General features: G+C 69.1%; 22 protein-coding genes and 3 pseudogenes. 11 read left to right on the top strand and 14 right to left on the bottom strand.

The window, feature by feature from the left end; genetic code table 11:
• The first annotated feature begins 6 nt into the window (after positions 1-6).
• Positions 7-1,248: a GTP-binding protein gene (locus O7632_RS07845; protein WP_278112656.1), complete on the top strand. Its 1,242-nt coding sequence runs from the start codon at positions 7-9 to the stop codon at positions 1,246-1,248.
• A 68-nt stretch (positions 1,249-1,316) separates the two neighbouring features.
• Here the strand turns inward: O7632_RS07845 and O7632_RS07840 are convergent, their stop codons facing one another.
• Entirely contained in the window at positions 1,317-1,895 is a 579-nt protein-coding gene (locus tag O7632_RS07840) for a hypothetical protein (protein WP_278119912.1), read from the bottom strand.
• 380 nt (positions 1,896-2,275) lie between these two features.
• Here O7632_RS07840 and O7632_RS07835 point away from each other — a divergent pair, with 380 nt between their 5' ends.
• Together O7632_RS07835 and O7632_RS07830 are read left to right on the top strand one after the other, a co-directional pair.
• Entirely contained in the window at positions 2,276-3,187 is a 912-nt protein-coding gene (locus O7632_RS07835) for a ParA family protein (RefSeq protein ID WP_278112654.1), read from the top strand.
• A gap of 19 nt (positions 3,188-3,206) precedes the next feature.
• On the top strand, positions 3,207-3,692 hold the full coding sequence (locus O7632_RS07830) for a hypothetical protein (protein ID WP_278112652.1): 486 nt from the start codon (positions 3,207-3,209) through the stop codon (positions 3,690-3,692).
• A gap of 28 nt (positions 3,693-3,720) precedes the next feature.
• Here the strand turns inward: O7632_RS07830 and O7632_RS07825 are convergent, their stop codons facing one another.
• Positions 3,721-5,973, bottom strand: coding sequence for an ATP-binding domain-containing protein (locus O7632_RS07825; protein WP_278112650.1), 2,253 nt, complete (start codon positions 5,971-5,973; stop codon positions 3,721-3,723).
• A 235-nt stretch (positions 5,974-6,208) separates the two neighbouring features.
• Here O7632_RS07825 and O7632_RS07820 point away from each other — a divergent pair, with 235 nt between their 5' ends.
• Together O7632_RS07820 and O7632_RS07815 are read left to right on the top strand one after the other, a co-directional pair.
• A complete protein-coding gene (locus O7632_RS07820) occupies positions 6,209-7,051 on the top strand; it encodes a hypothetical protein (RefSeq protein WP_278112649.1) in 843 nt (280 codons plus the stop codon).
• Between the two features lie 694 nt (positions 7,052-7,745).
• Entirely contained in the window at positions 7,746-9,134 is a 1,389-nt protein-coding gene (locus O7632_RS07815) for an FAD-binding monooxygenase (RefSeq protein WP_278112647.1), read from the top strand.
• On the opposite strand, the gene O7632_RS07810 is transcribed toward O7632_RS07815, so the two are convergent.
• On the bottom strand, positions 9,079-9,840 hold the full coding sequence (locus tag O7632_RS07810; protein WP_278112645.1) for a LuxR C-terminal-related transcriptional regulator: 762 nt from the start codon (positions 9,838-9,840) through the stop codon (positions 9,079-9,081). The genes O7632_RS07815 and O7632_RS07810 overlap by 56 nt on opposite strands.
• 224 nt (positions 9,841-10,064) lie before the next feature.
• Between O7632_RS07810 and O7632_RS07805 the strand changes: the two genes are divergently transcribed.
• Entirely contained in the window at positions 10,065-10,733 is a 669-nt protein-coding gene (locus O7632_RS07805) for a DsbA family oxidoreductase (protein WP_278112643.1), read from the top strand.
• 25 nt (positions 10,734-10,758) lie between these two features.
• On the opposite strand, the gene O7632_RS07800 is transcribed toward O7632_RS07805, so the two are convergent.
• The 5 genes and pseudogenes from O7632_RS07800 to O7632_RS07780 all read right to left on the bottom strand — a co-directional run bounded on the left by O7632_RS07800 (position 10,759) and on the right by O7632_RS07780 (position 14,392).
• Positions 10,759-11,169, bottom strand: coding sequence for a hypothetical protein (locus O7632_RS07800; RefSeq protein WP_278112641.1), 411 nt, complete (start codon positions 11,167-11,169; stop codon positions 10,759-10,761).
• Between the two features lie 27 nt (positions 11,170-11,196).
• Positions 11,197-12,441, bottom strand: a complete 1,245-nt coding sequence (locus O7632_RS07795; RefSeq protein WP_278112640.1) for an extracellular solute-binding protein — start codon at positions 12,439-12,441, stop codon at positions 11,197-11,199.
• A gap of 319 nt (positions 12,442-12,760) precedes the next feature.
• A pseudogene (locus O7632_RS07790) lies at positions 12,761-13,144 on the bottom strand (hypothetical protein); the annotation flags it as partial.
• Between the two features lie 571 nt (positions 13,145-13,715).
• Positions 13,716-14,033, bottom strand: coding sequence for a helix-turn-helix transcriptional regulator (locus O7632_RS07785; protein WP_278112639.1), 318 nt, complete (start codon positions 14,031-14,033; stop codon positions 13,716-13,718).
• Complete coding sequence (locus O7632_RS07780; protein WP_278112637.1) at positions 14,030-14,392, bottom strand: type II toxin-antitoxin system RelE/ParE family toxin; 363 nt, start codon at positions 14,390-14,392, stop codon at positions 14,030-14,032. The genes O7632_RS07785 and O7632_RS07780 overlap by 4 nt, the downstream gene beginning before the upstream one ends.
• Positions 14,393-14,505: 113 nt before the next feature.
• On the opposite strand from O7632_RS07780, the pseudogene O7632_RS07775 reads away from it, so the two are divergent.
• Positions 14,506-17,367 (top strand): annotated as a pseudogene (locus O7632_RS07775) (ricin-type beta-trefoil lectin domain protein); the annotation flags it as partial.
• 723 nt (positions 17,368-18,090) lie between these two features.
• Here O7632_RS07775 and O7632_RS07770 read toward each other — a convergent pair.
• Positions 18,091-18,279, bottom strand: coding sequence for a DUF397 domain-containing protein (locus O7632_RS07770; RefSeq protein WP_278112635.1), 189 nt, complete (start codon positions 18,277-18,279; stop codon positions 18,091-18,093).
• On the bottom strand, positions 18,269-19,117 hold the full coding sequence (locus O7632_RS07765; RefSeq protein WP_278112633.1) for a helix-turn-helix transcriptional regulator: 849 nt from the start codon (positions 19,115-19,117) through the stop codon (positions 18,269-18,271). Before O7632_RS07765 ends, O7632_RS07770 begins: the two co-directional genes overlap by 11 nt.
• Positions 19,118-19,348: 231 nt before the next feature.
• Between O7632_RS07765 and O7632_RS07760 the strand changes: the two genes are divergently transcribed.
• On the top strand, positions 19,349-19,492 hold the full coding sequence (locus O7632_RS07760; RefSeq protein WP_278112631.1) for a hypothetical protein: 144 nt from the start codon (positions 19,349-19,351) through the stop codon (positions 19,490-19,492).
• Entirely contained in the window at positions 19,489-20,715 is a 1,227-nt protein-coding gene (locus tag O7632_RS07755) for a helix-turn-helix domain-containing protein (RefSeq protein ID WP_278112629.1), read from the top strand. The genes O7632_RS07760 and O7632_RS07755 overlap by 4 nt, the downstream gene beginning before the upstream one ends.
• Positions 20,716-21,085: 370 nt before the next feature.
• Here O7632_RS07755 and O7632_RS07750 read toward each other — a convergent pair.
• From O7632_RS07750 to O7632_RS07740, 3 genes and pseudogenes are all read right to left on the bottom strand, one after another.
• Positions 21,086-21,253, bottom strand: a pseudogene (locus tag O7632_RS07750) (helix-turn-helix transcriptional regulator); the annotation flags it as partial.
• Positions 21,175-21,474, bottom strand: a complete 300-nt coding sequence (locus O7632_RS07745) for a helix-turn-helix transcriptional regulator (protein WP_278119910.1) — start codon at positions 21,472-21,474, stop codon at positions 21,175-21,177. The pseudogene O7632_RS07750 and the gene O7632_RS07745, both read right to left, overlap by 79 nt.
• A gap of 366 nt (positions 21,475-21,840) precedes the next feature.
• Complete coding sequence (locus O7632_RS07740; RefSeq protein ID WP_278112627.1) at positions 21,841-22,044, bottom strand: cold-shock protein; 204 nt, start codon at positions 22,042-22,044, stop codon at positions 21,841-21,843.
• A gap of 305 nt (positions 22,045-22,349) precedes the next feature.
• Between O7632_RS07740 and O7632_RS07735 the strand changes: the two genes are divergently transcribed.
• Positions 22,350-22,685 carry a hypothetical protein gene (locus tag O7632_RS07735; RefSeq protein WP_278112625.1) on the top strand — a complete coding sequence of 112 codons (336 nt, stop codon included), beginning with the start codon at positions 22,350-22,352 and terminating at the stop codon, positions 22,683-22,685.
• Between the two features lie 2 nt (positions 22,686-22,687).
• Complete coding sequence (locus O7632_RS07730) at positions 22,688-23,743, top strand: sialidase family protein (protein ID WP_278112624.1); 1,056 nt, start codon at positions 22,688-22,690, stop codon at positions 23,741-23,743.
• Positions 23,744-23,836: 93 nt separating this feature from the next.
• On the opposite strand, the gene O7632_RS07725 is transcribed toward O7632_RS07730, so the two are convergent.
• A complete protein-coding gene (locus O7632_RS07725) occupies positions 23,837-25,543 on the bottom strand; it encodes an insulinase family protein (RefSeq protein ID WP_278112623.1) in 1,707 nt (568 codons plus the stop codon).
• Between the last annotated feature and the right edge of the window lie 895 nt (positions 25,544-26,438).

Genomic DNA, 26,438 nt, shown 5'->3' with positions numbered 1-26,438 from the left:
ACGTGAATGCCGTCACCGCTCGCTCCGGCCGGCCGTACCGCCCGGCCACCCGCCGACACCCGTCCTGCGGTGACCGTCGTCTCCGGCTTCTGGCGCACCGCCACGATGGCCGTCGCGCGGACCCTGCTCGCCGCCGACCCGACCCTGCTGATCGTCCGGCACGACCTCGACGGCGTACGAGACGGATCCGTGCACCGGATCGTCCGAGACGGCTCCGGGATCGTCGAGGACGTCCGAGTCGAGCTGACGCTCGGGTGCGTCTCCTGCACCCTGCGCGAGGACGTCCTGCCCAGTCTGGCCCGGCTCGCGACCGACCGGCCCGGCCGCGACATCGTGCTCGTCCTGCCCGAGGTCATCGAACCCGAGGCGGTCGCCGCCGCCTGCCGGCACTGCCGCGTCGGCGACACGACGATCGACGACCTCGTCCGGTTCGACTCGTACGTGACCGTCGTCGCCGCCGAACACCTGCTCGACGGCCTGGCCAGCACCGACGACCTGGTCCACCTCGGCATCCACGCCGCGTCGGACGACCACCGCGCGCTGGCCGACGTCATCGCCCGACAAATCGAATACGCCGACACGGTGGTGCTCTGGGGAGAGTCCGGCGGCGACTCCTTCGACACCCACCGACTCGGCGTCCTGCTGCACCGGATGGCCCCCTGGGCGGTCCACCTCCGCGCCGGCGACCAGCCGATCATCGACGCCAGTTGGCTCGCCGCCCGGCTGCGGCACACCGCCCGGCACCGCCCGGAAACCCCCGACGTACTGACCCGTGGGATCGAGGGCTACACCCTCGGCGTCCACGAGCCGGTGGCCGACTGCGGCGTCGTCTCGGCGGTGTTCCGGGCCCGGCGACCGCTGCACCCGGGCCGGCTGCAGGCCGCTGCGGGCAGCCTGACGGCGGAAGCACTGCGTTCCCGTGGCCACATCTGGTTGGCCAGCCAGCCGGACACCGTGATCGGCTGGGAAAGCGCCGGCGGCGGCCTCGGGCTGCGCACCCTCGGCCCGTGGCTGACCGCCGTGCCCGACGCCGAGTGGGAGCAGACCACCGCGCAGCGGCGGCTGGCCGCCGCGATGGAATGGGACCCCTACTACGGCGACCGGCACCAGCACCTGGTCTTCGTCGGCATCGACCTCGACCCCGCCGAGCTGCACCGACGACTCGTCTGGTGTCTGCTCACCGACGCGGAACTCGCCGACGGCGAAGCCGCCTGGCGGACCCTGCCGGACCCGTTCGCCGGCTGCTGACCCGCCCTGGGCGTACGGCAAGGGCCGGGCCCCGGTGTCCGGGATCCGGCCCTTCGACCTACCGCGGGTCAGCTGTTCCAGTGCTGGGCGACGAGTTCGGCGGCCTGGGTCTCCCACTGGGCGTAGTGGTCCGGGTACGCCGACACCTGCACCACCTGCGCGGCCTCGGTCAACGCCATGTCCTGCCAGCCGTCCACCTGCTTGAGCCCGGTCAGGAACGCGGTGGTGGAGTACTCGACGTCGGTGATCTGCTCCACCGTGCCCCAGCCCGACGACGGCCGCTGCTGGAACAGGCCCTGCGAGTCGTGGTCGTTACGGTCACCCAGGTGACCCAGGTTCTCCAACTTCGACTCCTGCAGGGCGGTCGCGATCGCCACCACGGCGGCCCGCTCGTCCATGCCGGCCTTCTTCGTCGCGGCGATGATGCCCTTGACGTTGTCGGTCTGCTCGCCCGACAGGTCGATCCGGGACTGCTCGCCCCGCACACCGTGCGGGATCAGCTTGTCGTTGTCGACGCTCGCGGCGGCGACGGGGGCGGCCAGGGCGGTCGGGGCGTGCTCGGCGGCCAGGGCGGGGGCGGCGATCGCCCCGCCGGCCAGGGTCAGACCGGCGATGCCCAGGGCGGTGTTCCGCAGGCTGGTACGCAGGGTACGGGTGATGATCGTGGTCATGGGGGGTCCACCTTCCGTTTCCGGGGGGCGCGGGCCCGGACCGGGGGTCGGGGCGCGCGGGTAAACGGTCATCCGGGTGGTACGGGGATGATGCGGGGGTCGCCGGACGCTCACTCGCCGGCCGGCACCGTCGGGGGCACCGTCACCGTCGGGTGCGGGGCGCTGGGGCGCTGGTGAGCGTCGTGACCATGCACAACGACCCGGCCCACCGGATCATTCCGCCCCGGTGGCGAGGCCGAGCGGCGGGCATCCGGGTCACCTCGCCGGGGCGGCATGGTCCGGGCGACCGTGATCGGCTTGGACGAGCGGTGGTGGTGGCGTGGCATGCTGCTGACCATGTGCGCGCGGAGCAACCGATGACCGTGGTGTCCGTCATCAACTACAAAGGGGGCGTCGGCAAGACCACCCTCACCGCCAACATCGGTGCCGAGCTGGCGTACCGGGGACACCAGGTCCTGATGATCGATCTGGACCCGCAGGCGAGCCTCACGTTCTCCTTCGTCGAACCGACCGGGTGGGAACGGGAGCTGGCTGACGAACGGACCATCCTGCAGTGGTTCGGCGACGTGCTCGAGGGCGGTGGTGCCGCACCCCTGGACCGGTACGTGTTCACCCCGCCGACCGTCAACGAGGTGATCGGCCAGGCCGGTGAGGGCCGCCTCGACCTGGTGCCGTCCCATCTGATGCTCACCGATGCCGATCTGGACTTCGCGGCCAGTCTCGGCGGATCCCGGTTCCAACACGGCAGTCCGCGTTTCCTCGCGTTGCACCGGGCGCTCGCCGACGCACTGGCCGCACCGGCCTTCGCCGGATATCAGGTGATCCTGGTCGACTGTCCCCCGAACTTCACCATGGTGACCCGGACCGGAATCGTCGCCAGCGACCACATCCTGATCCCTGCCCGGCCCGACTACCTTTCCACCCTCGGCATCGACTACCTGCGCAAAAAGGTCTCCGAGCTGGTCACCGACTACAACCGGGTCGCCGCCGGCAAAGCCGACCAGATCAGCCCGGAGATCCTCGGCATCGTGTTCACGATGGTGCAGTACACCGGGCACGGGCCGCTACTGGCGCTGCGAAACTTCATCGGCCATCCCGCCACCATCGAGATCCCGCGCTTCCAACAGATGATCCGGGACAGCAAGACCGTGTTCGCCGCCGCCGGCGAGCAGGGACTACCTGCGGTGCTGATGCCGGATGCGAACATCAACGTCCAGTACGAGCTGCAACAGCTCACCAGTGAGTTCCTCGCCAAGATCCGCCCGTAATTAGGAAGCCGGAGAACTGATGACACGCCGATCAGTTGAAAACCCCGCTGACCTGTCCCACGCCGTCCTGATCCGGATCGCGGAGTTCCTGCGTACGGTGCCGTCGGATCAGCTCGCCGCGCTCGCCGACGGCACCGCCCATTTGGTGGTCGCCGGTGCGCCGTCCGCGACCGGGGCGGTCGTGCCATCGACCACCGGACCGGCGGCGACGGCACCCGCCCCGGCCACCCGGCGTACCCGTACCACGGCCGCGAAGGCACCGGCCGCTGTCGACACCGACCGGATCCGCGCCGATCTGGCCGCGATCGACGACCGGGTGGCCGCCGGACGGTACCTCGACGACCTGGGGCTGAAGGTCGCCGAGTTGCGGGCGTTGGCCGCCGAACTCGGCGTGGCGCTGCCCAGCCGGGCGACCAAGGCGACCATCAGCAAGAGCATCGTCCAAGCGACGGTGGGCCGCCGGCTCACCTCGGCCGTCCTGAGCCGCCCGGCCACCGGCGGCTGACCACGCCGGCGGCCGAAACGTGTCGAGGTCAGCTGTCCAACTGGCGGCGTACCTCGTCGAGGACCCGCGCCCAGTGCGCGGCCGGCGCGCCCGCGCGCAGCTGACCGGCGAGATGCTCGGCGAGCTGGCGGGCGACCCGATCGGTGAACTCGGGCTGGTCGCCGGCGGCACCAGCCACGGTCGGGCGCGGTGCCGCCAACGGCATCGGGTCACCGACGCACACCACGTCAAGATGCCCGGTGGTACGGGTCAACGCGACGTACAGCATCCGGTGGCCACGGTCGTCGTCGGCGACGATCTGCTCCGGCTCGACGACCACCACGGCGTCGAACTCCAGCCCTTTGGCCTCGGCCGGGCTGACCAGGTTGATCGCCGACCCGAGGTCACCTTGCTGGGCACTGCTCCAGGCCACCTCGTTGTCGGCCAGGGCCGCCTCCACCTCCCGGCGGCAGCGCGGCGGGCAGACGATGCCGACGAACGCGCCTCGGTCGGCGTGCGCCGTGGCGACGGCGACGACCCGGCCGGCCCGTTCGGTCAGCCCGACCCGGTGTACGCCGGGCTCGGCCGGTCCGTCGCGGACCACCTCCGGCGGGATCACTGCCGGCGCGGCGACCGGCAACAGCTGGGCGGCGAACTGGTACGCCTGCCGGGGCACCCGGTAGCCGTACCGCAGCGGGGCGACCCGTACCGGGTGCGTCGCCGGCAGGTACCGGGTCACTTCGTCCCAGCTGTCCCGGGCCCAGGCCCCAGTGGACTGGGCTAGGTCGCCGAGCACCGTGCACGACCCGGTACGGCTGCGCCGGGCCACCGCGCGCAGCTGCATCGGCGACAGGTCCTGTGCCTCGTCGACGACCACGTGCCCGTACCTGCGCTGTGGTGCCCCGTCGATGAGGTGGTCCAATTCGTCGAGCAGCGGCAGGTCGGCGGCGGACCAGACCTCCTCGGAGATCCGGTCGGCGCCCCGGCGGTGCAACAGGGCCAGCTCGTCGGCGGTGAACCCGGCGTCGTCGGTGCCGGGCAGGGCGTCACCGGCGGCATCCCGCGTGGCAGCGGCTCCCTGCGTGGCGGCGGCCCGCAGCCGGGGACGGGAGGCGAGCAGACCACGCAGGAACGCCGCCGGGTTCTGCTGCGGCCAGAGCCGCTCGACCAGGTTGGCCAGCGCCGGTTCGCCGCGCGGGTCGACCCCGGCCCGGTCGTGGACCAGGTCGGTGAGCCGGTCCCGGAACACCTGCCGGCGACCGCTGTACGGCAGGTCGGCCGCTGCGGCGGCGGTCAACGCCGTCTGCACCTGCTCGCCCGGCAGGGTGACGAACCGGCCGCCGAGCAGCAGCCGCTCCGCCGGATCCGGGGCGCCGATCCGGCTGCGCAGGGCCCGGTCGAGCAACCCGGCCATCCGGGCGTCCCCTTTGAGCCGGGCCACCGCCGCCGGTTCGGCCCGGCCCCGCCGTACCGTCGGGGCGAGCCGGCTGATGTCGCGCAGCTCGACCTCGGCGTCGCCGAGACCGGGCAGCACCTGGCTGATGTAGCGCATGAACGTCGGATGCGGCCCGACCACCAGCACGTCGTCGGCGGCCAGGTCGGGGTGCTGGAACAGCAGCCAGGAAACCCGGTGCAGGGCGATCGCGGTCTTGCCGGTGCCGGGTCCGCCCTCGACGACGAGCAGCTGGTCCATTGGGGAGCGGATCAGCTCGTACTGGGCGGCCTGGATGGTGGCGACAATGTCGCGCATCGTCCCGGTACGGCCCCGGGCCAACTCGGCGAGCAGCTGGGCGTCGACCCCGGCGGCGCCAGCCTCCCCCGCGCCAGCCTCCCCCGCGCCAGCCTCCCCCGCGCCAGCCTCCCCCGCGCCAGCCACCCCGGCGGCGATCTCGGCGAACAGCACGTCGTCGAGGCGCTCGATGGTGTTGCCGGTGCACTGGTAGCTGCGTTTGCGGACCAGGCCCTGTGGGTCGTCCGGGCTGGCCGTGAAGTAGCGGGCGGCGGCCGGGGCCTGCCAATTCACCACCAGCGGGTCCGCGCCGCCGCCGACGCTGATCAGGTGCCGGCCGAGGTACAGCGCCGCGCCGGAGTCGTCGTCGATGCGGCCGAACGCGACCGCGTCGTCGGCGTCGTCGAGCCGCCGGGCCAGCGCCGTGGCGTGCTGGCGTAGTCGGGCCGCCGCCGCCTTGTCGGCGCCGCTGTCGGCAAGCGTGCCGAGCGCGGTACGTCGGCGGTCCCGCTCGGCGGCGGCGGCATCGAAATGCTCCTGCTCGGCGGCGATCTCCGCAGACATGTCGGCCATGGGCGACACCCTCCCCAGGTCGGCAGGCTCGCCACACCGTACCGGCCGGGGTCGCCGCCCGACAGCCCTGAAGTGGACACGAATACCCGCGCCCGGTCTGTGCGTGGGGGTGGGTCGAACCTGTGCGTGGGCCGACCGGTGCGTGGACCTGGTACACCGCTGTCACGCATGCAATGCTTATAGCATCAAGTAATCAGGCGATCACCGATGGCTACCCTCTCGGCCGGAGGAACGCGTGAGCGAGTGGTACCGGACACCCCACTACGCAGCCCCACCCCTTGATCCCGCCGAGCCGCTATCCGTACGCGTGCTGGTCACGGGGCTCAGCCCGCTCGTGCCGTCGGCGACGTACGGTGCGATGACCACCATCGTCGGACTCTGCCTCGACGAGCCACGGTTCTGGATCCGGTTCGACGAGGTCGAGGCGCACCCGCTCGGCGCTGTCGCCGGCCTGCGTCGCCACGACGTCGTCCGGGCCGTCGTCGAACCGGACCATACCGATCCCCGCCCGGAGAGCTGGAAGATCCAGAACGGCTCGCTCATCGTCGAACGGCACACCGACCGGACGTCGCGACGGAGCAACCACCTCGATCGACGGGCCGAGTGGTCCATGTGTGACCTGCAGAGCGCGAACGCCGACCGTCGCGACGGGCCGGCGCCCACCCCGGCGCGGTCACTGGCCCTGGTACGGGTGGCCGCCCTGCACGCCGTCACGGTCGGTCGGGCCGCGCCGCCCACCCCGGCCGAGGAGTGGTCGCTGACCGAATGGCGACGCGGCGGAGCGGAACTGCTCGACATGGCGATCCTCGACCAGCTGACCCGGCCGCGATTCACTCTCTCCTACCACTACCGGTGCGCGCATCCGAACTGTCGCACCCACCGCCAGCAGCTACGCGACCGCGACGTGGTGGCGTTCCAGCAGCGACACGCCCGCCTGCCGGACCGGGCGTTGTGGCGGGCCCTGGTCGACGAGTTCTGGTCGCCGCTCCTGCAGCCGGGCCGCCGCGTGGCGCTCCTGGTCGGCAACCGGCGGGACCGCCCGGACGTCTTCGACGTCCTCGCCTCCACAGTGCGCTGAGCGCGACGTCGTCGACCGGCGCAACCGACCGACGACGTCACCAACGGCACACGGTACGGCCACGCGGCGAGCAGACGTCACGTGTCCGCCAGAGTTCGACAGACCCTGGTGCCGCGACGCCAACGGTCGATACCGTCGAGTGGGGAGGCAACCATGCCCACGGAAGTCGGCACCGGCGCGGCCGCCAGGTCGACGGTCGGCACCTGGATAGCCCGCTGGACGGTAGGTGCCGCACTCGGCCAGATCGTCTTCGGCGGCACAATCCGACTGGTACTCGCCGTCCTGACGGGAGCGTTGCTCGGGGGTCTCGGTGTCTGGCTGTTTCAGCGGTACCTCCCGTCGCTCGGCGCGTGGCCGTTCGCACGGCACCGCCCGGCGCCTGATCGCGCCGCGACCCGCCTGCGGTGGCGACCTCGCCCGCAGGCACAGCCGGGTGCCACGAATCGCATCCGGTACTCACCCCGGGCAGCCGGATCCGCCAACCGCCCCGTGCGGTAACCGGCCCGCCCGGACCAGGCCGCACCCGCTGAGACCACGTCCCCGTCGCGCACGGACGGAGGCGACCGCGCACCGTCGCGCACGGACGAAGACGACTGACCACCCGTCCACCCCAGACAATGAAGCTCGGACGGCGCAGGGAGACACGGCCCGGAGGAGACACGGCGCAGGGAGACACGGCGCGAAGGAGACCGGGATGAGCGGTCAAGCCGGCGGACACGCCGTGGTGCTCGGAGCCAGCATGGCCGGCCTCCTGGCCGCCCGGGTCCTCAGCGACAGCTACCGACAGGTGACCATCGTCGACCGGGACGAGCTGCCGGACTCCGTCGGGCAGCGACGCAGCGTTCCGCAGGGGCGACACCTGCACGCGCTGCTCGCCCGGGGCGGCCAGCTTCTCGACGACCTGTTCCCTGGCCTGACAGCCGAGGTCCGGGCGGCCGGCGTCCCCAGTGGCGACCTACTCGGCGGAATCCGCTGGTTGCTGTCCGGACATCGGATCCGCCAGGTCGACATCGGCCAACCGGTGCTGTTCCCCAGCCGGCCGTTGCTCGAAGGCCACGTCCGGGACCGGGTCCGCAAGCTCACCGGGGTCACCCTCCTGGGCGGGCTCGCGATCGCCGGCCTGACCACGTCGTCCCGGGGCGATCGGGTCACCGGGGTACGGGTCCGGGCCGCCGACGGCACCGAGTCGGCGATCGAGGCGGACCTGACCGTCGACGCCACCGGCCGGGGCTCGCGTACGCCACTCTGGCTCGGTCAGGTCGGTTACCCGCCGCCCGAAACCGACCGGATCCACGTCGACGTGGGTTATGCCTCACGGTCCTACCGGTTGCCACCGGGCGCGCTCGGCTCCGACCGGCTCGTCCTGCAGAACTGGACCCCCGACAGTCCGTACGGTGCCGGGGTCGCCGAGCAGGAAGGCGGGCGGCACATCGTCACCCTGGCCGGCATCCTGGGCCATCATCCGCCGACCGATCCCGCTGGCTTCGCCGCCTTCGCCGCCAACCTGCCCTTCCCCGACATCTACCAGGCGTTCCGGGACGGCGAACCGCTCGGCGATCCGGTCGCCTTCCGCTATCCGGCGAACGTGCGGCACCGCTACGAGCGGCTGGCCCGGTTCCCGTCTGGTCTGCTGGTGATCGGCGACGCGGTCTGCTCGTTCAATCCGATCTACGGCCAGGGTATGACGGTGTCGGCGTTGCAGGCCGACGCGCTGCGCCGGCTGCTGGCCACCGGCGGTACGCCGTCCTGGCGGCGCTACTTCCGGGCGGTGGCGGCGGTGGTCGACGTACCGTGGGGCATCGCCACCGGCGCCGACCTGGCCTTTCCCGGCGTCGTCGGGCGTCGGACCGCGAAGGTCCGGCTCACCAACGCCTATCTGCCCCGATTGCACGCGGCGGCGGTACACGACCCGACGCTGGCGGAGGCGTTCGTCCGGGTGACCGGGTTGCTCGATCCGCCGGTGGGCCTGCTACGACCCGACCGGGTGCTGCGGGTGTGGCGGGGCTGGGCGGCCGGCCGCCGGCAGGTCAGATCCGGCGAGCGCCGGCCCGGCAGGTCCCCGGCCCGGAAACCGACCGGTTAGCGCTCGGCTCCGCCGTGGTGTCGGTGGCACCGGCCCGGGCTCGCGGGCGGAGATGTTCGCGGGCCTCCGGCGCGAGCCGTGGCGGCCACGCGCCCGGGACCAGCACCCCGCAGTGGTATGCCCAGGCGACCAGCGCCGTACGGTTGGTCACCCGGGCCTGCCGCAGCAGCGCGGTGACGTGATATTCCACCCCTTTGCGGCTCAGGTGCAGGCTGGCGGCGAGTTCAGCGGTCGACGCTCCCCCGGCCAGCCCTTCCAGCACCCGGGCGCCGACCTCGGTGAGCTGCGGCCGGCGTACTCGGGTGTCCGGGGTCAGAAGCACCAGCACGGCCTCGGCCGCCGGTTCCACCGCGCGTACGGCGACCGCCGTGACGTGGCTGGCGGCCAGCCTGCCATCGACGGTGGTCACCTCGGCGGCGCCGACGAAGTGTGGATGGGCGTCGGTCAGCAGGACGCTGAAGCGCTGCCGGAACCAGGCCCGCCGGTCGGGGTGCAGGACCAGCTCGAAGGGACGCCCGGCCAGTTGCGTGCCGGACCAGCCGAGCCAACGGGTCAACCCGGCGGAGACCCGGACGACCCGTCCGTAGCGGTCGAGCTGCAGGACGCGGGCATCGGGTCGTAACCGGACCGCGCCGACCAGATCTGGGTCGGCACCGGTGGTGGCCTCCGGACGGGCAACGCTGGTGATCGTACGGGCAGTCTCCACGGAAGGTACGGTGCCCGCTCCAGCTGCCCACTCGACAGTCCATCTGTTGCTCAAAACCGATGCGTCGCGGGTGATTTCCGGCGCACTCGCGGGCGGCACAGCGCCTCTCTTGCCAGCTGAGGCGCACTTACCGAAGAACAGGTACGGTTGTATGGTTCGTACCAGCTTTGAACTCCCGGAACGTCGTCCAGGCGCGGACCGGGTCGGCTCGGAGGAGCGTGGCGGTGACAGCGGAGACGTCGACCACCGCCAAGGTACGGATCCACGTCTGGTCCGACGTCATCTGCCCCTGGTGTTTCATCGGCAAGCGGCGACTGGACACAGCGCTGCGCGGCTTCGCCCACGCCGACGAGGTCGAGGTGCGCTGGCACAGCTTCCAGCTCGATCCCCACCACCCGCAGGGTGTCCGCCAGCCGGTGTTCGAGATGCTCGCGGAGAAGACCGGCGCGCCGCCGGCCCAGGTACGGGCGATGACCCGGCAGGTGACCGAGCTGGCGGCGGCCGAAGGGCTGACGTACGCGTTGGATCGGGCGGTGGCGGTCAACACGCGCGACGCCCACCGGTTGACCCAGTTGGCGGCCCGGTACGGGCTCGACGGTCCGATGCACGAACGGCTGATGCGTGCCCATCTGGTCGAGGGCTCACTGGTTGACGACCCGTCGACCCTGGTCCGGCTCGCCACCGAGGTCGGGCTCGATCGGGACGCGACGACCCGGGTGCTTTCCAGTGACGAGTACGCCGCCGACGTGGCGGCCGACATCCGGGCGGCACGGCGTGTCGGCGCGACCGGGGTGCCGTACTTCGTGATCAACGACCAGTGGGGCGTCTCCGGGGCGCAGCCGGCCGAGACGTTCGCGTCGGCGCTGCGGACCGCGTACACCGCCGCCAGCTGACGCGCAGAAGCGCCGACGATTCCGGTCAACGACTCGACGTGTCGTCCCGGACACCGGATCCGTCGACCGGCTCGGCCGGCGGCGGCGACGCCGGTGCGGCGGTGGAGGCAGGTGCGGCGGCGGTAGGCGCAGGCGGTGCAGCGGTGGAGGCCGGCGGCGGACCCTGCGGGCGGTGTGACCGGTAGGTCAGCCACAGTGCGGCGATCCCGGCGATCGCCGCCGCGACGCTGGCCAACTGGTCGGCCAGCGACGGCCCGATCGCGGCGACCACCCCGACGACGATCAGCAGGGCTGCCAGCAGGCCGAGCGACGCGGTGAGCAGGGCCCGCTTGACCACCGCGTCGGCCACGTGGCGCAGCAGGGGGACGACCACCAGTTCCACCAGGATGATGCCGGCCATCACCAGCACCGGAATCTGCCACGGTTGGACGTTCATCGCACACATCCCATCGCCGCACGTGGGTCAGGTCAACGCTGTCGAGATCTCCTCGATGAACCGGTCGGACAGGTTCTCGTCGTTGTACAGAAACCGTTCGACGTGGTTCTTCACCACATTGGAGAAGGCCCGGTAGTTAGGGTGGGCCGGTCGCGGCAGAGCCCGCTCCACGGCGGCCCGGACGTTCATCAGGTGCGGGATCGATGCCCGCAGGTTGACGTCGTTGTAGGCGATGATCGCCGTCGGCGGCAGTCCGTGCGCCGCGAGGATCCGCTGCGCCACGTCGCCGGTGGCGAAGGTGATGAAGTCACGGGCCCGCTCGGCGTGCGGCGACGACGCCACCACCGCCAGGCTCTGACCGCCGAGCACGCCGACGTCGAGTGGATCGACCCGGATCCGCCCCGCCCGTACGTCCGGGTTGTCGAGTTGCTGCAGCTCGCGATACCTGACCGGCCAGTTGCGCATGTACCGGCCGGGTGAGCCGGGAGCGACGAACTGGGCCAGGCTCTCGGCTTCGCTGCCGGCGGTGAGGATTCGACCGGTGGCGATCGCCTCCTTCAGCGGGGTGAGCGCGCTGCGCCACAGTTCGACGTCCCGGGAGACTCGGTCGGATTCGGCGACGACGGCGGTGTCCCCCACCGGGGCCAGCACTCCCGGCCGCTGTGCGACCGCGTGTTCGATCACGTTGACGACGAATCCCTCGAAGAACGTCGACACCGTGGGCCGCAACTGGCCAACGAACTGTCGTGATCCGTCGGGAACGGTGGTCAGCAGGTCGGCCAGGCCCTCGGGTGGCTCCGACGCTTCGTCGACGGTCCGGGTGAAGAGCATGCCCACGTCGGTGTTGAAGGGCACCGCCCAGTATGTTCCGCTTTCGCCGGGGACCCGGCTGATCGCGTCGAGTGGGTCGATCAGCTGACTACCACCCGGTGACACCGGCGTGATCAGCTCGGCGGCGGCGAACTCCGGCACGTCGATGATGTCCAAGTTGACGACATCGGCTTCACCTCGGACCGCGCTTTCCAACATCACCTGGCGTTCGTCACCGGACCCGCTGGGGATCACCTCGGCACGCACGGTGGTGCGCGGATTGGCCTCGTTCCAGATGGCGATCAACAGATCGCGGGCACCGGTGCCGTCCTGACCGGTGACCAGCCGCAGCTCGACGTCGGGCAGGGCCCGGCCACCGCCGAGATAAATGGCGACGGCGCTGAGGGTCCCGGTGGCCAACACACCGCTGAGGAACGAACGCCGGGAGTACGGCTCCGACATGGACACACCCCTCAGCCGACCATGGGCCATCGACCATCGCCTGCCACTCGACGGTGACCTGCCAGGAAATCACGCGCCGCATGATCGACTACTGCCAATGGTTGTTTACGTCACACTACGACAGTGAGCCAACGGTGTAACGCCGCCCGCGACGCGGTTGCCGAATCGACCGCCGGGCGGGAGTCGGAGTCCGCACAGCGGTGGCTGCCGAGGTGTGCTCGGGTCCGCCGACCTGTTCAGCCGAAGGCGCTTGTCAGCCGAGGGATTTCGATCCCATGAAGCCTGTCGAGTCGAGGACGTGTACGGCGGTTCCGACGGCAGTCGTAGATGGGTGATACACCCGCAGCCGCCCGTCCGGGCTGTGTCTGGCCCAGATGTCGGGCACCCCGTCGCCGTTGACGTCCGGGACGCCGACGACCGCGATGACAGAACGGTGCGACCAGCCGGTGCCGTACTGGACGTCACCGTCGCGGGAGCCGGCCGCCGTGGCGAGCGAGGCCAGCTCGACGCTACCGGCCGCCGGGCCGGGCAGCCCATGGCGCACGTACACGCCGCCGTTGTCCAGGTGCCGCCAGAGCAGGTCCGGCGTGCCATCCAAGTCGATGTCGGCGAGGTTGACGATCTCCTGCCGGCTCCAGGCGTTCGCGTCCATCAGGGTCGCCTGCTGGAAACTCGCCCCGGTGTACCCGCTCAACGTCCAGAACTATCCGGAAAGCAAATGTTTGACGGTGTCATGGCCCATTTCGGCACCCGGGTCCGCTCAATTCAGGGCTACTGGGTTTACGGGGATAACTTGGCCGGATTCAACAGCGCGGCCCGCAGGGGACAGGATGCCTTGGCCGCTGCAGCTGAAACCTGGACAGGCCGCCAGGCAGCTCGATACGGCTTCAACAGAATATCTATTATTACGGCCGACGGCGGAGCGGCAGGGTACACCCGAGTCTCAGCACTCTTTACGAGATAATTAGAGTAAATGATGTCCATGATAGATTCACGCAAAACACTTTACACATCTAGAGTCGACCCTATTGAGGCCGCCACTCGCATCCGAGACGACCAACTTTATGAGGTCGGCCGAGAATTTGAAGTAGCGGTTGAATTCAAGGAGGCGTACAATTTGACAATTGTCCAGGCTCACGAGATAGCTGGATGGCTTCGCGGCACCCGCTCGTTAGACGACCTGCGCGAGGCCATGAGGCAAGTTTGAACCTGTCAATACTGGCGGACCTCGCCACCACCATCGGCCTCACCCCTGACCGGTGACAGGGCGCAGGTCAGGCAATAGCGGCTATGTCACCGTCATCGAAGTAGATGGCCTGGTGCAGTCGGCCACCGAGCGCGGCGGCGTAGCGTGCTACCACATCCTGCCCGGAGATCCTGCCCTGCTCGATCTGGGAAACCCGGCCCTTGGTGACGCCCATCCGATCGGCGACCTGCTGCTGAGTCAGGCCCCGGGCCTTGCGTACCTCGGCGAGACGGTGCCCGACGACGACGGCCAGCAGCTCCCGTTTGCCGGCCTCGACCGCCTCCTCGCCACCGGCCCGCTCGACATAGGCACTCCGGACGTCACTCCAACGCGTGTAGCCCATCACGATCTCCCCTCCTGATCGGCGCGTTCCTTCACGTAGATCTCGTAGCGGTGTTCGGCCAGCGGGATGGCTTCGGTGTACCACTCCTTCCACCGGCCGGACTTGTCTCCAGCGACGAGCAGGATGCTGGAACGCCAAGGGTCGAAGGCAAACAAGATCCGTACGGTTCCCGGACGTAGCTCCTTCAGGTTCGCTATCGACGAGCCCTGGATCGTGTCCACCAGCGGCCTGCCCAGCCCGGGTCCGGCCGCGGCGAGTAGATCGATCGCGTGGACGACTCGCGCGTAGGCCGCCGGATCGAGCATGTCGATCCATTCACGTACCTCGTCGACGACGTAGATGTCCCACTCGCCAGCTGCCACCCGCCGAGTATAGCGAAAGGTATACCAACAACAGATGGCTTCTGCCGACGGGTAGCCGACGGGTAGCCGACGGGTTGCCGGCGACGGTGTCGGGGCGGGACTGGTACGGCTCGTACGACGCGGTGGGGCAGCTGGCCGAGGCGTGGACAGCGGCGGATCAGACCTCGTGCGCCGCCGCGCCGGCGGCCGCGACGGTGGCGGCCGGACCGGACGGTGCCGGCTACTGGCACAGCTACGACTACGACCTGCTGGGCAACCGGACCGAGTTGGTCGACAGGGACCTGGGCGGGGACACCGACAAGGACGCGACCACCACCTACGGGTACGGCCGCCTCGACGGCTCCCAGCCGCGCACGTTGACGTCGGTCCACAAGACGTATGTGACCCCGGCCGGGGCGCAGGTGACCGCCGAAGCGACACGGCTGTACGAGCTCACCGGTGAGACGAAGTCGGTGCAGTCGCTGCAGACCGGTGACACCCAGACCCTGACCTGGACCTACGACGGCCAGGTCGAGCGGATCACCGGACAGGGCGCGGGCGGTAGGACCGCGTACCTCGGACCCGCCGACAGGTGTCTGGACCTCGCCGCCGGCCGGGCGGCCGCCGGGCAGCCGATCCAGCTGTACGACTGCAACGGCACCACCGCGCAGAAGTGGACGTTCGCCGTCGCACCCGGCCAGCCGGACCCGGACTCGGGCACCCTGCGGGTCTACGACGACTGGTGCGTCCAACCGGCCGGCGGCACCGCCGGAGCGGCCGTACAGCTGCAGGCGTGTGACGGCACCACCGGCCAGCGGCTGACCCGCACCGCCGCCGGTCAGCTACGCCACACCGCGTCCGACCTGTGCCTGGCAGTCCAGGGCGGGACGACCGGAAACGCGACCCCGATCGTGCTCGCCACCTGCGACCCCGCCGCCACCGGCCAGCTGTGGTCGGCGCAGGACGAAACCCGGCACATCTACGGCCCGGACGGCTCCCGGCTGCTCACCACGCAGGACCGACAAGCCACCCTGCACCTCGGCGAAACCGTCGTCACCGTCGCGCCCGGCGGGGCCAACATCAACAGCCAACGCACCTACCCCGCCCCCGGCGGCAGCATGCTCCGCTACGCCTACGGCGGCGAGTCCGCGCAAATCGCCGCCATCGCATCCGACCACCAGGGCAGCCCGTACGCCGAGATCGGCACCACCCACGCCACGATGCCCGTACGGATCGTCAAACAAGACCCGTACGGCAACCCCCGCGCCACCGGCACGCTCGCGGCGAACCTGAAGACGTCCACCGGGTTCCTCGGCGCCACCCGCGACGACCCCTCCGGCTACATACCGCTGGGTGCCCGCCTCTACGACCCGGCCGTGGGCCGGTTCCTGTCCGCCGACCCGGTCCTCGACCTCGCCGACCCACTCCAAGCCAACGGCTACGCCTACGCCCACAACAACCCCGTCACCCACTCCGACCCCACCGGCCTGTCCATCACCCTCACCGCCAGCGAGAAAGCCGCCGCGCTCGCCGGAGCCGGACTCTCCGCCGCCCAGGTCTCCCAAGCCCAGGCCACCATGGGCCGATCCCTGTCCTCCATCATCCTCTCCGTCGCCTGGGACGTGCTCAAAGAGTTCATCGGCCTCAACGCCGCGTTGGGCTGCTTCGGCGGCAACATGTGGTCCTGCGTCGACCTCATCACCGAGTTCATCCCCTGGACCAAAGCACTCAAAGCCATCCCCCGCGTCATCAAAGCCGTCAACCGCACCATCAACGCCATCCAAGCCTGGCAGACCGCCAAACGCGCCGCCCAAGCCGTCCTCCGCGCCGCCCGCGCCGCCGAAACCGCCGCGCTGAACGCCAAAAAAGCCGCGATCGAACGCGCCAAACGCGCCGCCCAAGCCGCCAAAAAGAAAGCCGCCGACAAGGTCAACACCACCAGCAACAAAGCCGTCACCGCATCCAAAAAGACCGGCAACCCCGTACAAAAACAAGCCCAAGCCAAAACCAACCCCAAAGCCTCCACCACCACCAGCGGACGCGGAGGCGGCGGCGGGAGCGGCGGCAAAGCCAGCTCCAAACCCGGCGGCACGACCGGAGCCTCCACCCGCTCCAACGCCGGCACCAGCGGAGGCGGCAACACGGGCAAAGCCGACGACAGCTGCCTCAACAACAGCTTCACCCCCGGCACCCACATCCTCATGGCCGACGGCACCACCCAGCCCATCGAAGACGTCAAGCCCGGCGACGAGGTCACCGCCACCGACCCCGACACCGGCACGACCACCACCGAAACCGTCACCGCCACCATCACCGGCGACGGCGTCAAACACCTCGTCACCATCACCATCGACACCGACGGCCACCACGGCGACGAGACCGCCCAGGTCACCGCCACCGACGGCCACCCCTTCTGGGTCCCGGCGCTGGACGAGTGGATCAACGCCGCCGACCTCCAACCCGGCCAATGGCTCCAGACCAGCTCCGGCACATGGGTAAAAATCACCGCAATCCAACACCAGACCGCGCCCCGAGCAACCGTCCACAACCTCACCATCAGCCGCGTCCACACGTACCATGTACTCGCCGGCAACCAACCGGTGCTCACACACAACTGCGGCGACGAGGGGTACGCCGAGGTGTTCCTCGACGACGCTCAGGGCCACGCTTCCATCGCGGTGACCCACAATGGCAAAACAAAGCACACCGAAGCCGGGTCCAGTCCGGGCATGCCGTCTATCGCGGGTTTCCGAACCGATACACACTCACCCGACACCACAGTGATCAGGATTCCTCTGCCCAATGCCAAGAGGGCGCAGGCCGCACAAGAAGCCTTCGACGGTTACAATTTCGGACCGCACGATAGCGCAACGAACAACTGTGTTACCTACTGCGCAAAGATTCTCGAGATTGGAGGCTATAAGATGCCCGTTTCGGAGTCCTCCCAGATAGCTAGCTGGCTAATCGAATCCTCCTATCCTCGACGGAGGCTCTGACGTGTCCTCGGATGGATGGGATTGGCTGAAGGAGATGTCGCCGAGCTGGCAAGCACCCGAAATATTGGGCACGCCGACCGCCTCGAAGCATTTCAACTTGGGTTTGCTCATCATCGGCAGCAACATTGGGAGCAACGAGCTGGTCGCGGCTGTCGCAGATTTCATAGCAGCTAAGGCTCGGCTTGAGATTTGGATGGGTGAGGCAGAACCTCGGTTGACCTTCCGGGAGCAGTTCACTATCGGTCGTTTGGCCTCCGAGGCATTAAGGGTCGTTTACGAGGCTTGGGTCGCCTTCGAGGCCGCGCATCGGGCGAGCGGGGGTAGAGCGCTTCCTGTAGAGGACTACGAAGCGTTGCAACGATCCGTATCTAATGGCACCGCGATCCTCGTACAAGCGCGGAGTCGTCCCGCGGACTGACGAACGGCGGCTCCGCTCGACGGTCATATCGGACGCGCGCCCCTGGGAATTCGGTCTCGCGGGCGTCCAAGTGGTCGACGACCTCGCCAGGACAGCGGCCAGCCGGTAGCGGAGGCGACGTCCGACGGCTGATGGGCGATGATCCACTCCTGTGCCGGCGACGTCAGCGCGGAAACGAGCAGCGTCAGGCACATTATTCGGCGCGTGCCGCATCCCGGCTCGGCAACAACAATCAGTCGTGAAGCAGCCGATGTGCTCGTGGCGGCTCGTCTGTGGAGAGCCGCCACGAGCAGGGGAACCAGGGACTACCTGTGGGTGCCGTCGGACTTGAGGGTGGTGGTGAAGGTGGTCCAGGCGGCGGGGTCGAAGGTCAGCATCCCGGCGGCGGGGGCCTTGGAGTCACGTACGTCGATCTGGGTGCCCCGGTCGCGGACCTCGACGCACTGGCCGTTGCTGCCGGACCGGCTCGACGTGCGCCAGGCGTTACGTTCCATCCTCGCTCAGCTCCTTGATCAGCTTGACCGACTCGGCGGGCGACATCGCCAGCATCCTCAGATTGTCGTACGCCGCCGAGATTCGTGCCAGGTCTCGGGTTGACTCAAGGAACAGCTCACCGGCCAGGGTTTCGATGTAGCCGAGCGGTGGATCGTCCCGCTCGAAGCTGAGCAGTGCGAAGCCACTGCTGTCTGCCAGGTGTGCGCCGGCTTCGAAGCGCAGCACCTGGATCGTGACATTGGGCAGTTCACTGAGGGTGACGAGGTGAGCGAGTTGGTCACGCAGTACGTCCGGGCCGCCGACCTCGGTGCGCAGCGCCGCCTCGGACAGGACGGCGTGCAGCCGCAGCGGCGTCGGTTGCCGGTGCAGCACTTCCTGTCGGGTCATCCGGGTGGCGACGCGCTGGTTGACCGTGTCCGGGTCGACCTCCCGGCCGATGATGTTGACCGCGCGAGCGTAGCGTTCGGTCTGGAGTAGACCGGGCACCAGCGTCGGTTCGTAGTTCTTCAGTTCGACGGCTTCGGTCTCGTAGGCGATGTACGTCGCGTACTTGCCGCCGACCCGTTGCCACCAGCCGTCCTCGCGCAGGTCGCGGGCCTGGGCCAGCAGCGACGAGCCGGGCTCGGCATCGAGCGGGACGCCGTAGGCGACGAGCAGCTCCATGACGTCACCGGCGCGCGGCTTGATCTCGCCGGACTCAATCCGGCTGATCCGCGACGACGAACAGCGGACCGACTTGGCGACCTCCTCGCCGGTCAGACCCTTGGCTTCACGAAGCTTACGCAGGTCACGGCCGAGCCGCCGGGAACGTGGAGTGGCTGGGGCGAATCGAGGCATGGCCATGATTCTGCACGACCAATACTCATCTGTCTGCCCCTGAGGACATTCCGGCAAGCATTGATCATGAGCGCGGTCTTGCTAAGCATCAAGTGATGCTGCAATCTGTAGTCGACACACCACGGATCCAGATCCCGCAGCGTGTGCCGCTGCGGCTACGTGGCGAGCAGCCGGCGGTCGGGGCGCGGCAACGCCCCGGCCGCCGGCCCCGCCAGAAGGTGAGAAAGCCCTGTGATCGCCAGACTGCTACCGATCGTCTTCGCCGGCCTGATGCCCGGCTTCCTCCTCGGCCTGTTCGCCTTCCGGATCAAATCCCGCTGGTGCCCACGCTGCGGCGAAACCACCGACGCCATCCACCGCGACCTGCGCCGATGACCACACCCGGCCGCCACCGCATCGCCGAACTACCCATCGGCCGGCGGATCGCCCAACTCCGCGCCCGACGCGGCCTCACCCAACAAGTCTTCGCCGACCGCATCGGCAAATCCCACTCCTGGGTCGACAAAGTCGAGCGCGGCATCCGCTCCCTCGACCGCATCTCCGTCGTCCACACCGTCGCCGCCGTCCTCGGCGTCACCCCCGACGTCATCCTCGGCCCCACCACCAGCCGTCCCGAACCCACCACCGACACCACCACGGCCGCCGTCGAACACCTCCGCGCTGCCCTCGCCCGCTACGACACCCCCACCCCCGACCAACCGTCACCGTCCGTCGAGGATCTGCACCGCCTCATCCAGTACGCCCACAGCGCCTACCAGCACGCCCACTACCCGCAACTGCTCCGGACGCTGCCCGACCTGCTCACCCACACCCGCCACGCCGCCACCGGCGACGCCACCGACACCGCGTACCTGCTCACCCGGCTCTACCGACTCACCGCACACCTGCTGACCAAACTCGACGAACCCCACCTCGCCTGGCTCGCCGCTGACCGCGCCATCACCACCGCCAACGGCCACCCCCGGCACACCGCCGCAGCCGTCATCGCCCTCACCCAAGCACTCCGCGCCCTCCACCGACCCGCCCTCGCCACCCAAGCCGCGCTCACCGCCGTACCGCTGATCGACCCCGCCACCACCGACCACCCGACACCCGACGACCACGCCCTGGCCGGCACCCTGCTCATCGAAGCCGCCCTCGCCGCCGCCACCGGCAACGACCCCGCCACCGCCCACCACCTGACCGACCACGCCGACAAACACGCCGCAGCCTGTCACGGACGACACCGACCCGAGGACAACGACACTGTCCCCGGCTTCGGACCCGCAGCAGTCGCGATCGCCCGCGCCCACATCGCCCTCATCCTCGGCAACCCGCACCAGGCCATCACCCACCACCAACACGCCACCACCAGCCACGGCTGGCCAGAACTACCCGCCGAACACCGCGCCGCCCACCTCATCGACATCACCCGCGCCTACCTCGACACCGGCAACCCCACCACCGCCACGCGTGCCATCATCACCGCCGACCAGACCGCCCCCGCCGAAACCCGCACCCGACCCGCCGCACACCGCGTCATCACCACGCTCCTACAGACCAACCCCACCCCCGACCTCACCCGCCTCGCCGCCACCATCGGCCTCGCCCCACCCTGACCACGCGGCTACTTTGGCCGCAGCGTCCGAGAGTAAATGTAACTCGAAATGTAACCGGAATCCTTGAATGTAACTGGCATGGAGTTACATTTGATTGCGTGGTCGAAGACTTGGAGAGCCTGGTTCAGGCGCTGCGTGCGTCTGGTTGACGGGCACCCGGTCGTCGTGGCTCATTCCACGAGTGCGACCCGTCCGCCAAGCCATGCCGGGTAACCGCCACCAACACGGGCTATCTTCGCGGCAACGACGGCTTCGCGGCAACGACGGCGACTTCCCGTTGTCTGACCTGGAGACTCAGGGGTTCCTGGCCGCTCGGCGCCCGCCGCTGTTCGACCGTCAGCCGGTCGACGGCGCCACTGTCCTGCTCGAAGATCCTGCCCTGCTCGATCTGGGAGACCCGACCCTTGGTGACGCCCATCCGGTCGGCGACCTGCTGCTGCGTCAGGCCCCGGGCCTTGCCTACCTCGGCAAGGAGGTGCCCGACGACGGTAGCCAGCAGCTCCCGCTTCCCGGCGTCGACCGCCTCCTCACTCCCAGCGCAGCCGCCAGCCGTTCCAGTACCACGAGTGTCGGCACGGTCCCGCCAGCCTCGAACCGGGCCACCGCAGACTTCGTCATGCCCGATGCCGTGGCCAACTGCGTCTGACTCCAACCACGACGCTCACGCAGCTCACGCACCGAACGACCAAGCTCGAACGCCAACCGCGCCGCCTCGTACGCCTCAGCGGCTCCCGGCTCAGCCAGCCGCCGCTCCCGCATCGTGGCCCAACCGCCACCATCACCCATGGCCAGACCTCCTACTCGCCCAGTAGGTGATCCTCACGGGTGCTGTACCAGGTGGAACCGCAACTCACGGAGCTTCCGATCAAGCTGCTACTGCTTCGTGTAGGGCTCGCCCAGTAGCGACCCCTGCTCGCCAACAGGTCGACGTAGAACGCGGCTCCAGCTCCACGACACCCCAGGGCATAGCAGAGATGCTATAGCAGGTGTCTGGCCGCTGTAGCGCGACTACGAAGACCACATTCACGTCACGCCCCGTCGACCGACTCTGGACACCCGTCAGAGGATAGCTCAGACGTGACCTCACGCCAGCACTGACAGGCTGCCAACCTCATCATTCCGGCTTCAGATCTTTTGCACGAAGGTGGCCTGTGGGCCCCGGTTTCCCTGCTCAATGGTGTAGCTCACTCGCTCTCTCTCGGCAAGGTCCCTAAAACCGTCCCCCGTGATCGAACTGAAGTGAACGAATACATCCGGTCCGCCGTCATCCTGCGCGATGTAACCGAAGCCCTTTTCGGTATCAAACCACTTGACAGTTCCGGTAGCCATCAGCAGAACCCCTCCCGAGCACCCTCATTGTAGGGATAGCAAATGTGGTCATTCAACATCGACTGGTCATCACACGCCGCCCTGAGGCCACAGGTTATCAGAACCGAGCCACGATGGCCATCCAACATAGATAGGCAGGCCAACGGCACCGTACGCCGGCGAGCCGTCCAGATACTCGGTGGCGATGATCAATAAGTTCACAAGATCGGCAAAGAGTCCGCAGTCCGATAGAGAGACTGGTTGCGGTCGTTGACAGAGTTGTGCGATGCTGTCGACCTACCCGGATTTCGCTACCACCTCTTGGCATGGTCGAATGGGACGCGGCCGACTCACCCCTTGAAGGGATTCGCATGTCGTCATCCGAGCGAAGCGTCAATTCCATGATTACGACTAGATCGTCGAGCCCGCCCGATGTCATTACGATCAACGGCGAAACCGCTGAGATCATCGACCGCGGCCCGGGATATATCACAGTCGCCTCCAGCCTTGGCGATCTCGAAATCTCCGTCGATACCTCCTGGTGGGGATTCACGATCCATCTCAACAGCGTCGGAGTCAGTCTTCTCACCGAGTTGATCGGAGGGATCACCGATGTCGTCTGCAAGATTTCCCCAAGGAGATCGCCTGGCCGATCGAGATAGCCATGAAGATCAAGACCGGGTGGATCAAGGCGGTGGCGGGCGGTGGAGGCTGCAAGGTCGTGTCGCCGTGGGTGATCCCACTCATGCTGGTGCCGTTCGACGAGACCCCCCGAGACGACACACGGCTGTACTGGTCGGTGTACACCACCGAGACCGGGCAGTGGAGCGACCGCGAGCAGATCACCGACGACGCCGACTCCGATTACACCCCGGCGCTCGCCGCGCACCAGGGTCGCCTCTACCTCGCCTACACTCCTGCCAGCAAGCACTACCTGTCCTGGATGGTCTACGACCCCACTGACGGCTGGAGCGAGGAACGCCTGCTGGCGAATGGGCGAAATGCCGGTCCTGCGATGGTCTCCTTCAACGGCGACCTGTACTGCTTCTGGCGAAACTTCGACCCCGACACCGAAGACCTGGTCAACCACATCATGGTCTGCAAACTCGGCAGCGACGGACTCGGCTGGAGTACGCCTCGCAGCACCGGAAAGACTTCCTATGACGGACCGTCTGTTGCGGTGTTCGACGGCGAACTTGTCCTTGCCTGGACCAGCAAGGACAAGGACTACTCCGTCATGGTCAGCACCTCGCCCGACGGGGACACCTGGTCGACCAGCCAGCGGCTGTCGATGACCACCAGTAGTACCCCCGTGCTCGCGGTCCACAAGGACAAGCTCCACCTCGTCCATAACGGCAGCTACCAATACAAGGACGAGCTCAAGCTCTACCACGCCTGGCGCAACCCGGGGCAGGACTGGACCGACGACTACGAGATCTCGCAGACCAGCACAGGGCAGCCTGCGCTCGCCTCCTACGACGGTCACCTGCATATGACCCATCTGGGCGGCTCCAAAGGCGACGATCAGGTGCTGTTTCACTCCTGGTACGACGAGGAGAACGACCAGTGGGTCCCCGGCCAGCGAGCCGGTAACGACACCAGCAAGCAACCGCCCGCGCTGGTCAACTATGTCGCTCCCAACGCCGACCAGACCACCTCACCCGACGCCGCGTCCGAGCAGCTGTACATGGCCAACCGCGGCACCAAAGGCAAGGCCTGATCACACCGCCCAGGGCAGAGGATACGGTCAGGCCACGGCACCGTGCTCACCTCGGCGGGTCGATGCCCGACAGCGGTGGTCGCCGGCCCGCGGTCAGTTGGCCTCTTCCCAGGCCTTGACCAGGGCGCGGCCCAGATAGCCGGCGATCATCCAACTACCGATCGCCGGCAGCAGCCGGAACCCGATCGCGCCGGTCAGCATCCCGATCGTCACCACCAAGGCGGTACCGCCGACCACGACCGTCACCAACCCGATCCCGGCGATCTTCGCCTGCTGCGACGTACGGAGTCGGCGGAACCGGGCGATGACGCCGCCACCGCCGGCGGTCGCCGGGCCGGGCGGGCCGACCGTCGCCGGCTGCGGGATCTCCTGCGGATCGCGGGCCGGCAGGTCGACGCGGAGCGCGGCGGGTACGGCGGCGTCCACGAGCTGCGCGGTGGCCCCCCGGTAGATGGTCGGTTCCAGGCTCACCGACACCGCGTCCGCGCCGATCAACTGCCGGCCGCCGTCGGGCCAGGCCAGCATGGTCACGCACTGGTCGTATCGGACGGTGGCGACCTCGTCGTGGCGGTCGCTGGCCAGGCTCACCCCGTCCGGACCGATGATCAGTCGCTGGCCGGCGGCACCGCCGAGACCGGGGTGGGCGGTCCCGGTGACCGTCTCGCTCGATCCGGACGGCGCGGCCTCGAACCCGGCCCAGTCGGCGGTCCGGCCGCGCGGCGTCATCAGCAGCGAGGTCGCCAGCGCGGCGGTCGCCGTCTCGTGTACGGCCTGCGGGGTGACTTCCTTGAGTTGGCGGACCAGGTCGTCGCTCGAGTTGATCGGGTGGCCGGTGAGCAGGTTGAACGCCGCCGACGGCAGGCGGGCGCCGTCGACGTCGGCGCTGGACAGCCCTTCGGTGGCCTTGCCGACGACGGCGGCGACGTCGGCTTCCTCGATCCGGCCGACCCGGATCTTGGCCAACACGTCGACGAACCCGCCGAGCACCGCGTCTTGGGTGTCCGGTGACGCGTCGGCCAGGGCGGTGATCACGGCGGCGCCGTCGCCGCGCGGCTCGTAGTGGGTCGCGGCGGTGTACGACAGCCCGTCACGCTGCCGCAGCGACCGGAACAGTTCGCGCTCCAGCACACCACTGAGGACGCTCGCGGTGACGTCACGGGGCACCACTGCGTCGATCGCGGTCGACCGGCTGGGGCCGGTGAAGTACGCCGGGGTGGTGGGCAGCGCGGACGAGGCGGCCGGTGCCGGCATCCGTACCCGGGACGGCAGGTCCAGTCGCAGCCCGGCGGGAATCTCGTCGCCGGCCATCCACAGCACCGCGTTCTCCCGGGTGAAATAGCGGGCAGCCCACTGCAGCAGGTCGTCGGCGGTGATCGCGGTCAGTCCCCATTCGGGGAAGCTGGTCAGGCCGTAGTCACGGGCACCGTGCCACAGCGGCAGCTGCTCGGTGACGGCGCGGGTCCGGTTGCTCCACTCGGTGGCGAGGATCGCCTTTTCGGTCGCGAGTCGCCCGACCGGCAGTTGCCGCAGCGACGTGCAGACCCCGGTGAGGAACGTGGTGATGTCGCTGGCGGATCCTTGCAGGTGAAAGTGGGTGACGACGCTACCGGTGGTGCCGTTGTAGTGGTAGTCGGCCGCGCCCAGCGGATACAGGACCAGATGCTCCAGCAGGTGGGTCAGGCCACGGCGGGCGAGGGTTTCGTCGGCTTGGCCGACCCGGAACATCAGGCCGGCGTGGGTCGGCCCGGAGGTCGCCGCGAGCAGGGCCGGAACCCCGTCGACGTCCAGTTGCCGAATCATCGGGCACCGCCCTTCGCGGACATCCCTTGTCGCGGAACTGCCGGAACACGGCGATCGGGTCGTCGACGTAACCCCACGCGTCGGCGCTGACCAGGTGGCCGACGGCGGCGAAGTGTGGGGCGGCCGCGGCGTGGTCGCCGAGGAAACTGCACGTGGCGGCGAACGCGTTGTGCGCCTCGACCCACCCGTACGCGCGGGTGCTGGCCGGGTGGTTCACCGAGCGGGCCGCCGCTTCGTGGAGTTCCTCCCGTACCCGCTGGTCCTTGCGGTATCGCCGCCGTTCGTCGCCGGTGAGTTCCAGCACGTGTTCGAGGTGGGCTTCGGCGACGAGGCGGCCGTTGAGCGCGCCGTCCGGGGCGGCGGCGGCTGATTCGCGGGCGAAGGCGTGCATCTGCTCGAAGCTGCCGCTCCACTTGGGACACAGTTGCTGCAGCAGTTGCCGTTGGCCGGGCAGGTGGTGCGGGTCGGTTTCGGCGAGCCGGTCGTAGCGGCGGCGGGCTTCGGACTGGCCGAGTTGCAGGCCCCGGACGGTGGTCAGCCGGCAGACCCGGATGGCGCAGTCCGCCGGCTGGTACGTGGCGGCGTCGATGAGCAGTTGTTCGGCGGTCCGCAGGATGGCGTGGAAGGACCGGAACTGGTCGGCGCTGACGTGCTGCGCTCGGGCCGAGGTGCGAACCTCCCAGGCGTGTTTGATCAGGCAGGCGCCGAGCAGGGCGGCGGCGAGCCCGTCGGTCGGGTCGGCGTCGACCCGGTGTTGCGCCAATGCCCGGCCGCCCGGCATCGAGCTGGCGGGCCAGATCAGCCCGGTGCGGGTGACGGCCGGCTGGCGGTCGACGAGCGCGGCCACCGCCGATCACCAAGCCGAAAGCCAGAATATATCAATATAAGCGAATAT

It is taken from the genome of Solwaraspora sp. WMMD406 (assembly GCF_029626025.1).
Taxonomy (GTDB): Bacteria; Actinomycetota; Actinomycetes; order Mycobacteriales; family Micromonosporaceae; genus Micromonospora_E.
This window is presented reverse-complemented; position numbering and strand designations above follow the sequence as displayed.